11 protein-coding genes and 1 pseudogene are annotated in these 15,082 nt (G+C 67.5%); 10 read left to right on the top strand and 2 right to left on the bottom strand.

Features of this window, described 5'->3' with window-relative positions; all coding sequences use genetic code 11:
• Positions 1-223: pseudogene (locus IRZ30_RS09950) on the top strand (acetyl-CoA carboxylase biotin carboxylase subunit); the annotation flags it as partial.
• A 284-nt stretch (positions 224-507) separates the two neighbouring features.
• Here the strand turns inward: IRZ30_RS09950 and IRZ30_RS09945 are convergent.
• Positions 508-1,599 carry a cobalamin-independent methionine synthase II family protein gene (locus IRZ30_RS09945; RefSeq protein WP_294084842.1) on the bottom strand — a complete coding sequence of 364 codons (1,092 nt, stop codon included), beginning with the start codon at positions 1,597-1,599 and terminating at the stop codon, positions 508-510.
• A gap of 99 nt (positions 1,600-1,698) precedes the next feature.
• A complete protein-coding gene (locus IRZ30_RS09940) occupies positions 1,699-2,379 on the bottom strand; it encodes a cyclase family protein (protein ID WP_294084841.1) in 681 nt (226 codons plus the stop codon).
• Positions 2,380-2,878: 499 nt separating this feature from the next.
• Between IRZ30_RS09940 and IRZ30_RS09935 the strand changes: the two genes are divergently transcribed.
• The 9 genes from IRZ30_RS09935 to IRZ30_RS09895 form a co-directional block, all read left to right on the top strand.
• Positions 2,879-4,702 (top strand): PEP-utilizing enzyme, encoded by a 1,824-nt coding sequence (locus IRZ30_RS09935; RefSeq protein WP_294084840.1) that lies wholly within the window; start codon positions 2,879-2,881, stop codon positions 4,700-4,702.
• Positions 4,703-4,735: 33 nt separating this feature from the next.
• A complete protein-coding gene (locus IRZ30_RS09930; protein WP_294084839.1) occupies positions 4,736-5,812 on the top strand; it encodes a PEP/pyruvate-binding domain-containing protein in 1,077 nt (358 codons plus the stop codon).
• 136 nt (positions 5,813-5,948) lie between these two features.
• Entirely contained in the window at positions 5,949-7,769 is a 1,821-nt protein-coding gene (locus IRZ30_RS09925) for a PEP-utilizing enzyme (RefSeq protein ID WP_294084838.1), read from the top strand.
• 282 nt (positions 7,770-8,051) lie between these two features.
• The gene (locus IRZ30_RS09920; RefSeq protein WP_294084837.1) at positions 8,052-8,585 is read left to right on the top strand and encodes a biotin/lipoyl-containing protein; all 534 of its coding nucleotides are present in this window, start codon (positions 8,052-8,054) and stop codon (positions 8,583-8,585) included.
• Between the two features lie 70 nt (positions 8,586-8,655).
• On the top strand, positions 8,656-10,224 hold the full coding sequence (locus IRZ30_RS09915) for a biotin carboxyl carrier protein (RefSeq protein ID WP_294084836.1): 1,569 nt from the start codon (positions 8,656-8,658) through the stop codon (positions 10,222-10,224).
• The gene (locus IRZ30_RS09910; protein ID WP_294084835.1) at positions 10,163-11,041 is read left to right on the top strand and encodes an HAD-IIA family hydrolase; all 879 of its coding nucleotides are present in this window, start codon (positions 10,163-10,165) and stop codon (positions 11,039-11,041) included. Before IRZ30_RS09915 ends, IRZ30_RS09910 begins: the two co-directional genes overlap by 62 nt.
• Before the next feature lie 3 nt (positions 11,042-11,044).
• A complete protein-coding gene (locus IRZ30_RS09905; protein ID WP_294084834.1) occupies positions 11,045-12,376 on the top strand; it encodes an AMP-binding protein in 1,332 nt (443 codons plus the stop codon).
• A gap of 22 nt (positions 12,377-12,398) precedes the next feature.
• Positions 12,399-13,274: an amidohydrolase family protein gene (locus IRZ30_RS09900; RefSeq protein WP_294084833.1), complete on the top strand. Its 876-nt coding sequence runs from the start codon at positions 12,399-12,401 to the stop codon at positions 13,272-13,274.
• Positions 13,275-13,627: 353 nt separating this feature from the next.
• On the top strand, positions 13,628-15,082 hold a 1,455-nt coding region (locus tag IRZ30_RS09895), incomplete at its 3' end, for a DUF499 domain-containing protein (RefSeq protein WP_294084832.1).

The raw sequence follows: 15,082 nt of genomic DNA, 5'->3' as shown, positions 1-15,082 counted from the left end.
CCCCGGCTACGAAGTGCCACCCTACTACGACTCCCTGGTCGCCAAGCTGATCACCTGGGGCGCCGACCGGGCCGAGGCGATCCAGCGCGGGCGCCGGGCGCTGCGCGAGTTCGAGATCGAGGGCATCCAGACGACCATCCCGCTCCACCGCCGCCTGCTCGAAGAGCCGGACGTCATCGCCGGCAACTACAACGCCGGCTGGCTCGAGCGCCTACTCGCCTAGTACCGGAGGCGGGTGATCGCTGTTTTCGCCTCATCCTGATGTTGTGTTGTCATCCTGAGCGCAGCGAAGGATCTCTAACGGGGCGGCCACTCCGGCGCGAGATCCTTCGCTCCGCTCAGGATGACATGTCCCGCTCAGGAGGACACGCAAGTGTGCCTATCGGCACTCCGCATCACACGGCAGCGCACACGGGCACGAGCGCCTGCGGCCTCCCCCGTCCCCAGCAAAGAAACACCCCTCTCCCAACGTTGGGAGAGGGGTCGGGGGTGAGGGCCATTCCCCGATCAGGACTCGCCCCACACTTCGCGTGCCGTCTCGGCCACCAGCCGCAGCTTCGCCTCCTGGTCCATCGGCGTTACCTGGTTCCCCTCTTCGGTCGAGGCAAAGCCGCACTGCGTGCTCAGCGCCAGCCGCTCCAGCGGCACGTAGCGCGACGCCTCTTCGATGCGCCGCTTCAGCAGGTCCTTCGACTCCAGCTCCGGCTTCTTGCTCGTCACCAGCCCCAGCACCACCACGCGGTCCTCCGGCACGTGCTGGAGCGGCTCGAAGCTACCCGACCGCGCATCGTCGTACTCCAGCAGGAAGCGATGGAAGCGGGTCCGCTCGAACACCCGTGCCACCGGCTCGTAGCCACCGCTGGCGTAGTAGCGGCTCTGGTTGTTGCCGCGGCAGAGGTGCAGCCCGAACACCACGCCGGGATGATCCCCGATCACCGCGTTGTCCAGCTCGATACACTGGTCCAGCAGCTTATCCGGGTCGTTGCCCCGCTGCCGGTATCCCTCGCGGATCTGCGGGTCGATCAGCGCCGCGTACTGCGGGGCATCCACCTGGATGTAGGTGCAGCCCAGCCGGATCAGCTCCGCCACCTCTTCCCGCAGGATGTCCACCACATCCGCCAGGTAGGCGTCGATGGTCGGATAGGCTCCCTTCGACTTCTCCGGGTCGTAGTACGCGGCGGCCTGCTGCGCGCTGATGAGCGTCACCTTCGCCTGCCGGTCGGTCCGCCCGCGCAGGTAGATGAACTCCTCGGCCGCCATCGGCCGACGACGCTTCAGCCGGTCCACCACGACCGGGCGCCGCACCACATGCTCGCGGCCCTCGTCATCGCGGAACGGCATCGCCCAACCGCCGAACTTGTCGAACCCCTCGACCGCGTCGACCAGGTGCCCGTAGAAGGCATAGCGCCGGAACTCGCCGTCGGTGATCACGTCGAGCCCGACCCCCTCCTGGAGGGCGATCGCGCCGTCGACCGCGCGATCCTCGATCCGCTTGAACTCCGCGTCGCTCAGTTCCCCGGCCTCATGGCGGCGCCGAGCTTCCTTTAGATACTCCGGCCGGAGCAGGCTCCCGACCACGTCACTCCGCCACGACCGCATCACCGACCTCCCTGGTAGTCCCCGATCACTCGCGGCGCATTGTACCACCGGCATGTTCGCCGCCCCGGACGAATCCGACTTCGCGCCACGGCTGTCCGATCACCCCTGGTCCACCACCGCATACGCCCGCACCGGCACCGCGGACCCGCCCCGGAACGGGAGCGGAGCCGCAAAGAAGCGGAAGCCGCTCCGCGGCAGGCGTTCAAGCCCGCGCAGGTTCTCGACGATGGGGATCCCCGCCCGAAGCAGCGCCGAATGGACGGGGCGCGTCCGATCCCCGACATCGTCGATGTTCCACGTGTCGATGCCGACCAGCACGACACCCGACGCGACCAGCGCCTCGGCGGCGGCTGCCGTCACGTACGGGTTCAGGTCCAGGTAGCGCTCCTGACCCCAACGCGCCGCCCACCCGGTGTGGATCAACAGCGCGCGACCCGTCAGATCCAGACCCTCGAGGTCCGCGACATCAATCGCCCGCTGCCCCGCCGCTACGCGCTCCGTGCAGTCCAGGACCATGCCCGGGAGATCGACCATCCGCTCCAGCGGGAGCGTGGCGAGATCGGCCCCGTCGGCGTATCGATGGAACGGCGCGTCCAGATACGTCCCGCTGTTGCCGATCAGCGTGTAGCGATGAATCACGAACTCGGTGCCGCCTGCGTAGAGCGCGCGCGACGCCTCCCGCGACAGATGCTCGGCAATCTCCGGCGCCGGCAACCCCGGAAACATCGGGATCGCCGCATCGATGGGATGACTGAGATCGACCACCCTCCGCCGACTCATCGCTCCCTCCTTCGCTCAGCACGCCTGTTGCAGTCGGGCCGCCCCGTCACGGCACCCCCCTCTCCACCAGCCTCAGCCACGCTGCCGCTGGGGCAGGCACCCGACTGGATTCCCGATCACTCTGGTCGGCCTCACCCCCGCGCCGGGCATCGTAGCACCTGTACCCTGCCGCACCACCCGTGCCGATGTGCCGCGTGCCGCGCCATCCCACTCGTGTGCCACGCCACGAGCAGTCACCTCCACGACAGCGAGGAGGAGCCCGCCGTTCGGCCACAGGGTAGGGCGATTCGGGGCGCACATCATGACATAACGATCCCGACTTACACGCTCAGCAATGTCGCCATTAGACTGTAACCACTCGAACCAGTCATAGCGAGGCGGAGCGGGCGTGATAGGGCCCGCTTCTTGGCTCGGCTAGCTATCTGTCGATCCCGCACCTACGGCATTCGCCACCACCCTGTGTGGGCAACGCGGGCGTACGAGGGGGAGAGGGATTGCAGTGAGCGGTGAGATACGGTTTCCCAGCCCGTTCGAGGTTCCGACGCCACCCGGAGCCGAGGGCTGGCAGGAGATGTACCCCTACTACGTGCTGTTCAGCGAAGACCGGCGGGCCGACGAGGAGAACCGGCTCTGGTTCTACAACGGGATGCACTTCCCAGAGCCGATGACGCCGTTCGACATCATCACGGCCGAGGCCGCATACGTGGCCATCGGCGAGATGAGCACTCGCACTTTCTGTATCCCGCCGGCCAAGGGGATCGACTTCCGCATCCTCAACGGGTACGCCTTCATCAGCCCGACGCCCGTCACCGATCCTGCGGCGATCCAGGAGCGCGCCCAGCTCTTCGAAAAGCGCGCCGGCTACTACTATGCGAACTGGCGATCGATCTACGACGAGTGGAAGCAGAAGCTGATCCGGGAGATCGAGCAACTGAAGGCGATCTCCTTCCCGGACCTGCCCGAGGTCGAGGATGAGAAGATCGTCTTCGAGCGCCGGGGGATCGGTACCTCCTACGACCTGCTGCGCAGCTACCACCAGGCCATCGAGAGCATCTACCGTGTGTGGCAGATCCACATGGAGATCATCATGATCGGCTTTGGTGCGTACTTCTCCTTCTACGACTTCTGCAAGCGCAGCTTCCCGGAGATCACCGACCAGCAGGTCACCCAGATGGTCGGCGCGATCGATGTGAGCATGTTCCGCCCCAACTACGAGTTGATGCGCCTCGCGGGGAAGGCGCTGGAGCTGGGCGTCGCCGACTATTTCAAGCCCGGCGCCGCGCCGAAGGAGGTCTTCGCGCAGCTTGAGCAGGTGGAGGCCGGACGAGCCTGGCTGTCGGAGTGGAACGCGAGCGCCGATCCGTGGTTCTACATGAACTCGGGCGACGGATTCCAGCATCACCATCGTGCCTGGGTCGATGATCCGACGCCCATCTTCAACGTCTTGCCCGACTACATCGCCCGCCTCCAGCGAGGCGAGCGCCTCGAGCGCGACGTCGAGGCGCTCCGCCAACGGCGCGATGAGATCACCGAGGGGTACCGCAATCTGCTCCAGACCGACGCCGATCGGCAGGCGTTCGACCAGCTCATCGGGCTCGTGCGCGACGTCTACTTCTCGGTCGAGGACCACAAGTTCTACGTCGAGCACTGGTACATGAGCGTCTTCTGGAACAAGATGCGCGAGCTCGGCCGCGTCTTCGTCGCCCACGAGTTCTTCCAGGACGAGGACGACCTCTTCCTGCTCCACTACACCGAGGTCTACCAGGCGCTCTTCGACCTGCTCCTCGGCTGGTCGATCGGGGCACCGTCGCGCGGGCCGGTCTACTGGCCGCAACTGGTCGCACGGCGGAAGGCGCTCATGGAGCAGCTTCGCAAGTGGACCCCTCCGCCCGCGCTCGGCGTCGTCCCGGAGACGATCGGTGACCCGGCCATCGTGATGCTGTGGGGGATCACACCCGACCGGCTGCGCGCCTGGCTCACTCCGGCCGAGGGCGAGGGCAACATCCTGCGTGGCTTCCCGGCCTCCTCGGGCACGGTCGAAGGCCCGGCCCGCGTGATCTCCAGCGTCAACGAACTGGAGACGGTGCAGGAAGGCGAGATCCTGGTCTGCCCGGTGACCGAGCCGAGCTGGGCACCGATCTTCACGAAGGTGCGCGGCACCGTGACCGACATCGGCGGCGTGATGTCGCACGCGGCCATCGTCACGCGCGAGTACGGCATCCCGGCGGTGCTAGGCACCGGCGTGGCGACGAAGCGGATCCGCACCAGCCAGCGCATCCGCGTGGACGGCGACAGCGGCACCGTGACGATTCTCGACGATTGAGGTGATCGCGAATCAGAGGGTAGAGGAGGCACCGTGTCTGGCGAGCTGAGCACTCCACTGACGTTGTGGTTCTCCGATGTCGGGCGCGATGCACGCCCCCTCGTCGGGGGGAAGGTGGCCAGTCTCGGCGAGTTGCTCCGCGCCGGCTGCCGGGTGCCCACCGGGTTCGCCGTCACGAGCGCGGCCTACCGGCGCTTCATCGAGGCCACCGGGCTGGACCGCCTCATCCGGGACACGATTGGTGGGCTCAACGCCGACGACGTGGCGGCCGTCGATGCCGCCTCGCAGAAGATCCAACAGGCCTTCCTGAATTCGCCGGTTCCGGCCGAGCTGGCAGACCCCATCCGGGCGGAGTACGGCCGGCTGGCCGAGACCCTCGGTGATCCGGCTCCGGCGGTGGCGGTTCGGTCGAGCGCTGTCGCGGAGGACACCGAGGCGGCGAGCTTTGCCGGGCAGCACGACACCTACCTCTGGGTGCAGGGAGCGGACGAGGTGCTGGACGCCGTGCTTCGCTGCTGGGCGAGCGCGTTCACCCCGCGCGCGATCGCCTACCGCGCGCACCAGCAGATCGGCCTGGAGGACGCGGCGGTAGCCGTCGGCGTGCAGCAGATGGTTGACCCGCGCGCGGCCGGCGTCATGTTCACCCTGAGCCCGCGCAGCGGCGACCCATCGCTGGTCGTCGTCGAGGGCAGTTGGGGCCCCGGCGTCGCGGTCGTCGGTGGTGAGGTCACGCCCGACGAGTACTGGGTGAACAAGGTCACGCTGGAGATCACGCGCAAGCACATCTCCTGCAAGAGCCATCGCTACATGGCAGAGAGCCGTCAGGGCGACCTCCGCAAGGTCGAGGTACCGGAAGACCAGCAGAACGAGCCCTGCCTGACCAGCGACGAGGTCATCGAACTCGCCAGGGTCGGGCGTCAGCTCGAGCGCCACTACGGCCATGCACTCGACATCGAATGGGCTGTGGCGGACTCGCTCCCGTTCCCGGACAACATCTTCATCCTCCAGGCCCGCCCGGAGACGGTCTGGAGCCAGCGCCAGCGCGAACCGGTGGCTGCGGGCTTCACCGACCCGCTCTCGTTCATCGTTCGGCGGCTCGCCAACACGTGATCCAGCGCCCGTCCGTCGCGCCGTATGCCCTGGGCGTGCAGCGAGGCGCGCACGGCTTGCCCGCGTGCCAGGGGCGGCATGCGCAGGTCGATTCCGGAACTACGCAACGCCGCGAGTGAGGAAGGAGAGGTCTGCCGTGAGTGCAGAGCTGCGGTTCCCCAGCCCGTTTGAGGTCGAGACGCCACCCGGGGCCGAGGGGTGGCAGGAGATGTACCCGAAGCACATGCTCTTTTCGGAGGAGCGCCGCGAGTCGGAGGAAGCGCGCCTCTGGTTCTACAACGGGATGCACTTCCCCGAGCCGATGACGCCCTTCGACGTCATCACGGCGGAGTCGTTCTACGTCGCCATCGGGGAGATGAGCGCCCGCTTCTTCTGCATCCCACCGGCGATGGGCATCGACTTCCGCGTACTCAACGGGTACGTCTACATCAACTCGATCCCGGTGCTTGACCCGCAAAAGGTGCAGGAGCGCGCGGAGCTCTTCCAGCGTCGCGCGGGGCACTACTACGCGAACTGGGAACGGATCTACGAAGGGTGGCGGGAGCGCGTCAAGCAGGAGATCGAGACACTGCGGGCCATCTCGTTCCCGGAGCTGCCGGACGTCGAACCTGACGAGCTGGTCTTCGCCGAGCGCGGCGTCGGCACGTCGATGTCGGTGCTCGAAGGCTACAACCGGGTGATCGAGAGCCTCTTCCGCCTGGCTCAGATCCACTCGGAAGTCGTCATGATCGGCTTCGCGGCCTATCTGACCTTCTACGACTTCTGCAAGAAGGCCTTCCCGGAGATCTCCGACCAGCAGATCACGGGGATGATCGGCGCGATCGACGTGAGCATGCTGCGCCCCGACGAGGAGTTCAAGGCCCTGGCGCGGCGTGCGGTCGAGCTCGGCATCGCCGACAAGTTCGCCGACGGTCGCGGTTGGCAGGAGGTCTTCGCAGAGCTCCGCCAGAGCGAGGCCGGCCAGGAGTGGCTCCGTGAGTGGGATGAGCGTAGCGACCCGTGGTTCTACGTCAACTCCGGCGGCGGCTTGCAGCATCACTTCCGGGCGTGGGTCGATGATCCGAGCCCGATCTTCGGCGCCCTGATCGACTACATCCGGCGGGTTGAGCGCGGCGAAACCCTCGAGCGCGATATCGAAGCCCAGCGGCAGGAGCGCGACCGCATCACCGCCGAGTACCGGGAGCTGCTGCGGACCGACGAGGATCGCAAGGCGTTCGATGAGCTCATCGGGCTCGTCCGGAAGGTCTACTACACCATCGAGGACCACCGGTTCTTCGCCGACCACTGGTACATGAGCACCTTCTGGAACAAGCTCCGGGAGCTCGGCCAACTCTTCGTCCGGCACGGGTTCTTCCGTGAGGTCGACGACCTGTTCTACCTGCACTGGACCGAGGTCTCCCAGGCGCTGACCGACCTGCTCCTCTCCTGGTCCGTCGGCAGCGAGGCCCTTGGTCCGCGGTACTGGCCGTCGGTCGTCGAGCGCCGGAAAGCGATCCTGGCCGAGCTGCGCAAGTTCAACCCGCCTCCGGCACTCGGCGTGGTGCCCGAGACGATCGCCGACCCGGCCATCGTGATGCTGTGGGGGATCACACCCGACCGGCTGCGCGCCTGGCTCACTCCGGCCGAGGGCGAGGGCAACATCCTGCGTGGCTTCCCGGCCTCCTCGGGCACGGTCGAAGGCCCGGCCCGCGTGATCTCCAGCGTCAACGAACTGGAGACGGTGCAGGAAGGCGAGATCCTGGTCTGCCCGGTGACCGAGCCGAGCTGGGCACCGATCTTCACGAAGGTGCGCGGCACCGTGACCGACATCGGCGGCGTGATGTCGCACGCGGCCATCGTCACGCGCGAGTACGGCATCCCGGCGGTGCTAGGCACCGGCGTGGCGACGAAGCGGATCCGCACCAGCCAGCGCATCCGCGTGGACGGTGATCAGGGGATCGTGACCATCCTCGACTGAGGCATGCGGGGAACTTGGCCCGGCGGCGGGACGAGGCGCCCCGCCGCCGGCGCCGCCCCGTCCGGCCGTCCGTCCCGTGCCCGCGTCCGCCGGTGAACGTCCCATCCCAGCGTCCCAGCCAGCCAGGCAGCCTGATCAATGCGCCGAGCGTCCCCACGCGGTCGCACCAGTTCGACTGCGGCGTAGAGCCGGTCGGGTCACCCGCGGCCGTGGGTTGCCGGGCGATGCCGAACCGTGTGGTACAAAGACGGTGTTCGTGAAGGCAAACAGGAGAGCGGTGATATGGGGCTCACCCCGGAAGATGTCGACGAGATCCTACGCTACCTGGAGCACTCCGCCTTCGATGAGCTGGAGCTCGAGACGCCCCAGTTCAAGCTGGTCGTGCGCCGCGGGCAGCGTGCTGGAGGATCGAACAACGTGCCCGCGGAGCCACTCCCAGCAGGCGAGACGGCGGAGAAGACCGCGTCGCCGCCTCCCAGCGTCGAGGCCGCTGCGGCCACGAGCCAGGAGGCTCACACCGTCCAGGGCGAGCAACGGCAGGCGGACGTCGCTTCGGATGGGCAGATAGCGATCCCGGCCCCGCTGCGCGGGATCTTCTATCGAGCACCCCGGCCGGGTGCCGAGCCGTTCGTCGATGTCGGCAAGCAGGTCCAGGAGGACACCGTCGTCTGCATCATCGAAGTCATGAAGCTGATGCACTCGATCACCGCGGGGGTCAAGGGCACCATCACCGCGGTCTGCGCGGAGAACGGGGAGGCCGTGGAGAAAGGGCAACCGCTCTTCATGGTGCGCCCCGAGGGTGCCGAGGATGCCTGATCGGTGCGGAAACGGCGGATGCTGCTCCGGGAACCACGCCCGGGGACTGGACCATGGGAAGTGAGGGCGCATGACGTCGCGAATCCAGCTCATCGACGTCACGCTCCGTGACGGCAATCAGAGTCTCTGGAGCGCGACCGGCATTGACACGCCGACGGTCCTTGCCGTCGCGCCCCTGCTCGACCAGGTGGGCTTCAAGGCGCTCGACTTCACCACCAGCACGCACATGGCGATCAGCGTGCGCTACCACCAGGAGAACCCCTTCGAGCGCATCCGGCTGACCAGCCAGCTCATGCCCAACACGCCGCTCATCTTCATGACGACCGGCATGCGCTTCATCACCTGGGAGCCGGCGCCGCGCGCGATCATCCGTCTCGCCATGCAGCTCGTCATCAAGCACGGGATTCGGCGCATCCAGATCGTCGAACCGATGAACAACATGCCGGCTCTGCTGGAAGCGGCCAGGATCGCGCGCGAGGAAGGGGCGGAGCAGGTGGTCGCCGGCCTGGTGTACAGCATCAGCCCGGTGCACACCGACGAGTTCTACGTCGGGTGCGCGGCCGCCTTGGCGGGCGCCACCGACCTGATCGACACCGTCTACATCAAAGACCCGTCGGGACTGCTGACCCCTGAGCGCGTCGAGACGATCGTCCCAGCCATGCGCCAGGCCCTCGGCTCGATGCCCCTCGAGATCCACTCGCACTGCAATGCCGGCATGGCGCCCCTCTGCTATCTCCGCGCGGCCGAGCTCGGCGTCGAGACGGTGCACACGGCGATCCCTCCGCTCGCCGAAGGCACCTCGCTCCCCTCGATCACCCGCACCGTCGCCAATCTCCGAGAGCTCGGCTTCGAGGTGGACATCGACCTGGAGCCGATCGAGCGCATCTCGCAGCACCTCCTCGAACTCGCCCGGCGCAAGGAGTATCGGATCGGCCAGCCCCTCGAATATGACGTCGCCTACTACCGCCACCAGGTGCCCGGCGGGATGGTGACCACCCTGCGGCGGCACCTCGCGGAGGTCGGCGCGGCGGATCGGTTCGACGAAGTCCTCGAGGAGATCGTGCGCGTGCGGGCCGAGCTGGGGTACCCCATCATGGTCACGCCCTTCTCCCAGCTCGTCGCAACGCAAGCCCTCCTCAACGTGCAGTCCGGTGAGCGCTACGCGAGTGCCCCGGACGAGGTCATCAAGTACGTCCTCGGGCGCTTCGGCGACCCGCCGGCCCCGATCGACCCCGAGGTGCGCGACCGGATCCTCTCCATGCCCCGCGCGCGGGAGCTCGATGTCCCGATGGAGGAGCCGACCCTCGAGGACCTGCGCCGTCAGATCGGCCCACGCCTGTCCGACGAGGAGCTGCTGCTGCGCTGGGCGCTGCCGGGGGAGCAGGTCGACGCCGCCCTGAGCGGGAAGCGCACCCGACCGGTCAAACCGGTCGCCGGGCCGTACCATCCGCTCAAAAAGCTCATCGCCGAAGTCTCGAAACGCACCGACATTACCTACTTCTATCTCCAGAAGGGAGACACGCGCGTCATCCTGCGGCGGAACGACCCCGCCGCGACGGGGAAGGGGATCGCTCCGGATGGACACGCAGAGCCGGCATCGCCTCCAGCACGTGCTGCAGGCGAAGGCGTTCGTGTTTGACGTCGATGGCACGCTGACCGTCTCCGACGGCGCCGACTGGCGCGGGGCGGTCGCGCTTCCCGGGGCCGTCGACCTGCTCACCTGGCTTCGCCAATCGGGGCGCCCCTACGTGCTGTTCACCAACGGCAGCACCGAACCACCGGCCGTGTACGCCGAGCGCCTGCGGGCGGCGGGCCTGCCGATCGACGACTGGCAGATGATCACCCCGGGCGTCACGGCTGCCGAGATCATCGCCCACGAGTACCCCGGCCGCGCCGTGCTGGTGCTGGGCACGGACGGCGTGCGCGCGCCGCTCAGCGAGCGCCAGATCCCCATCGTGGAGATGGCGGATGCGGAGCAAGCGGGCGTGGTGCTCGTCGGCTGGGATACGGTCATCACCTACGAGCAAATCGAGGCAGCCAGCCGAGCGATCTGGTCCGGCGCCGATCTCCTGGTGACGTCCCTGGCACCCGTCTTCGTGACCAAGCGCGGCCCGCGGCCCGGCTGGTCCGGCTCGGTGGCCGCGGCGATCACCTGGATCACTGGCAAGGAAGCACGCGTGACCGGCAAACCGGCGCCCGAAGGGCTGCGGGCGATCGCCCGCATGCTCGACCTACGACCGGAAGACCTGACGCTGGTTGGGGACGACCTCGACCTGGAGCTGCGGATGGGGCACGAGGCGGGGAGCGCGACGGTGCTCGTCCGCACCGGCACGAGCGCGGACGCTGCCGTGACCGGCGACGTGCCGGACCTCGCCGTCCACCAGCTCACCGAGCTGCTCGCCATGCTGCAGGAGGAGGGAATCCAGGCCACGGCCAACGACAGGGAGGATGGTTGAACGATGGCGGAACGGCGCTACTGGAACGAGGCGATGGAGACGATCGACCCGAACCGGCTCTGGCGCCTCGAAGACGAACGCTTGCGCTGGCAGTTGCGGTGGATCTGGGAGCGCTCCCCGTTCTACCGCCAGAAGTGGGAAGAAGCCGGCGTCGATCCCCTGGCCATCGGACGGGGATCGCTGCACGAGCTGCCCTTCACGGTGAAAGATGAGATCCGGCGCTCGCAGGAGAAGGCCCCGCCACTCGGTGAGCACGCCTGCGTCCCGCTGACCGAGGTCGTCAAGATCCACGCCTCATCCGGCACCACCGGCCGTCCCACCTTGATCGGCGTCTCCGCCGCGGACGCGGCGATGTGGAACGAGGTGCTGGCGCGCTTCTTCTGGGCCACCGGGGTGCGCCCCGGCACTCGCTCCTGGGTCGCCGTGAGTCTGGGCTGGTACATCGCTGGACTCGGCTTCTACGACGCGCTCCAGGCAATGCGAGCAACCGTGCTCCCGTCCAGCAACACCGAGGCGGCGCGCACCTTCTCCGTGCTCCAGGAAACCGGCGTCGACTACATGGTCTCCAGCCCCTCCTTCGTCAACTACCTCGCCAACTTCGCCCGCGAGCGGCTGAACCTGGATCCCAGGTCGCTGGGGCTGAAGTCGATGTCACTCGGCGGCGAGCCAGGCGCCGGCTTCCCCGAGATCCGGCAGCAGATCGAAGAGACCTGGGGCTGCAAGGTCTACGACGCGATGGGCACGGCCGACTTCGTGCCCGTCATCTGGAGCGAGTGCGAAGCCCAGGCCGGAATGCACTTCCTCGGCCAAGGCGCCGTCATCGTCGAGTTCCTCGACCCCGAGACCGGGGAGCCGGTCGAACCCAAGGAAGGCATGCTGGCGGAGATCGTCTACACTGCGATCCAGCGCGAGTGCGTGCCGCTCGTGCGCTTCCGGATCGGCGACCTGGTACGCATCGAGGGCACCGGCGTCTGCTCCTGCGGCCGCACCGGCACCCGCATCCGCTGCGTGGGCCGTGTTGACGACATGTTCATCGTCCAGGGCGTGAACGTCTTCCCGAGCGCCGTCGCGGACGTCATCACCTCGTTCCGCCCACGCACGACCGGGGAGTTCCAGATCCGTCTGCCGGCCACGGGCACCCGCGTCGAGCCACCGGTGCCGATCGTGGTCGCGTACGGCCCGGAGGCCGGCGACCTCGACCAGCTCAAGCAGGAGCTGCAAGAGGCGATCCGCATGAAGCTGATCTTCCGGGCCGACATCCGCCTCGTGCCGCATGAAGAGCTGGCGCCGACCGGGAGTTTGAAGCGCAAGGTGGTCGTGCGCGGCGACGCCTGACGCGCGTCACCGCCGACCGACCGTGGCAACCGACGAGCAGGATGAGGGCGAGACCATGATCGAGTTCATCGATGTCCACGTGCATCTGCGCACCGGCGACAAGGCGCGCCTCAAGGCCGACCCCTACGTGATCTCCAACCCGGAGGGCCTGAGCGACCAGCCGGACGCCATGGCCGAGATGTACCGCGAGCTCCACGGCATGGCCGTCGTCTTCGACATCGACGACGAGACCCGTACCGGCCTCAAGATCTCCAACGCGGAGATCGCCGAATGGGTGGCGAAGTACCCGGATGTCTTCATCGGCTTCGGCAGCGTCGACCCCTGGAAGGGCAAGGCGGCGATCACGGAAGTCGAGCGCTGCGCCGACCTCGGCCTGCGCGGGATCAAGTTCCACCCGTCGGTGCAGGACTTCGCGCCGAACGATCCACGCTTCGACCCCCTGTGGGAGACCTGCCAGCGCCTGGGCCTCGCCATCCTCCTGCACACCGGGACGACCATGGCCGCAGCCGGCCAGCCGGGCGGCGGCGGCATCCGGCTCGACTACGGGCGTCCCATCCCCTACATCGACGACATCGCCGCCCGGTTCCCCGAGCTCCGCATCATCATGGCGCACCCGGCCTGGCCCTGGCACGAGGAGCAGCTCGCCATCCTCCGCCACAAGCCCAACGTCTACATGGATCTCTCCGGCTGGGCACCCAAATACATCCCACAGACCGTCATCCAGTACGCCAACTCCCTCATCCAGGACAAGGTCTTCTTCGGCTCGGACTTCCCCATGCTCACACCCCATCGCTGGCTCCGCGAGTTCGCCGACCTCCCCCTGAAAGACACCGTGCGCCCCAAGATCCTCCGCGACAACGCCGCCCGCTTCTTCGGCCTCCAACTCACCGACCAGTAACAACGCGGGGCGGGTGAAACACCCGCCCCAATTCCACTCCACCCCGGTCGCCGGTGCTCGGAAGTCAACCTCGCCTGAGACCCGAGCGCTGGCGCCTGATCCCAGTGGAGGGCACGTACCTCCGTACGGTGCTCACGCACCTTATCTGGTTTCAACCATCTGATAACCGGCCTCACCAGAAGTCCTATTCCACGACAGGGCATACCCGAACCCGGGTCGGGGCATGGTAGGATATTCGCAGATTGAGTGAACCGTCCACGACCGTCATCGGGGTGGTCCGACTCGTCGGGGCACTCAGGGATCCTCCTGCCAAACGCTGTCGTGGTCGGGATCAAGAACTCGGGAAGAGAGCGATGCTGACGATCTTCGATGCATGTGAGCCACGCCCTGAGGTGCTCCTTGGAGAACTCAAGGAGGAGATCTTCGCCGCCCGCCTCAAGGACGTCATCGATGGCACAGCGGAGGCCGTCTACCAAGATCCTCAGACGTTCTTCGACAACACCTACCTCACCGCGGGGCTGAAGACGCTCCTGGAAGAAGCGCTCGGCCGGCTGACCGGTCGGCGTCCCGACAGCAACCCGATCATCCGGCTCGAAACGTCCTTCGGGGGCGGCAAGACCCACAACCTCATCGCGCTCTACCACGCCGCCCGCGGCAGCGAGGCCGCCAGTCGGGTCGTGGATTCCAACCTCATCCCAACCCCGGGCACCGTCCGCATCGCCGGCGTCGTCGGCTCAGACCTCGACCCGTCCAGCGGCATCCTGCATCGGGACGTCACCACCTACACCCTCTGGGGTGAGCTGGCCTACCAGCTCGGCGGCCTCGCCGGCTACCAGCTCGTCGCCGAGAGCGACCGCCAGTCGAAGGCCGCCCCCGGCACCGGTATCTGGCAGCAGATCATCGGGGACGCCCCTGCGCTGATCATGCTCGACGAGGTCGCGCGTCACCTGCGCACCGCCAAGGCGATCACCACTGGAACAGGGAAAAGCGACCTCGCTGAACAGACCGTTGCCTTCCTCATGTCGCTCCTTGAGTTCGCCGCGAGCCAGGAGCGGGTCGTGGTGGTGCTCACCCTGGCCGATGCAAGCGACGCCTTCGGCCGGGAGTCTGACGAGCTGCGCGAGGAGCTGGCCGAGGCCCGCCGCATCAGCGCCCGCCAGGAGCGGGTCATCACCCCGACCGGTGAGACGGAAATCGCGAAGATCGTCACCCACCGTCTCTTCCGCTCGATCGAGCGCAACGCTGCGCAGGCGGTAGCTGACGACTACCACCAGTACTACCTTCAACTCCTGGACCAGCGGGCCGACCTCCCCCAGCGGGCGGCACGCGCGGACTACGCCACCGAGATGGTGTCCGCCTACCCGTTCCACCCGGAACTGCTCAACACGCTCAACCGCAAAACCTCAACGATCCCGAACTTTCAGAAGACCCGCGGCGCGTTGCGCCTGCTCGCGCTCGTCGTCAGGCGCCTCTGGGAGACCCGTCCGCCCCAGACGTACCTGATCCACCCCCATCACCTGGATCTCGCCGTGCCGCAGATTGCCGACGACCTCACCAGCCGGCTCGACCGCCCGGCCTACAAGCAGGTCATCGAGGCGGACATCGCCAGCGTACTCCCCGGCACCCGTTCGCACGCACAGACGATCGACAGCGGCTGGGTCGCGGCCGGCAAGCCGCCCTACGCCCAGCGCGTCGCAACGACGATCTTCCTGCACAGCCTGACCCAGGGCGTCGCCTCCGGCGTCGACCCGGCCGACCTGCTGCTGGCCGTCGTCTCGCCCGGTGACGACCCCGCCCTGGTGCAGCGC

Origin of the sequence: Sphaerobacter sp., assembly GCF_019683595.1 — a bacterium.
Lineage (GTDB): Bacteria > Chloroflexota > Chloroflexia > Thermomicrobiales > Thermomicrobiaceae > Sphaerobacter.
This window is presented reverse-complemented; position numbering and strand designations above follow the sequence as displayed.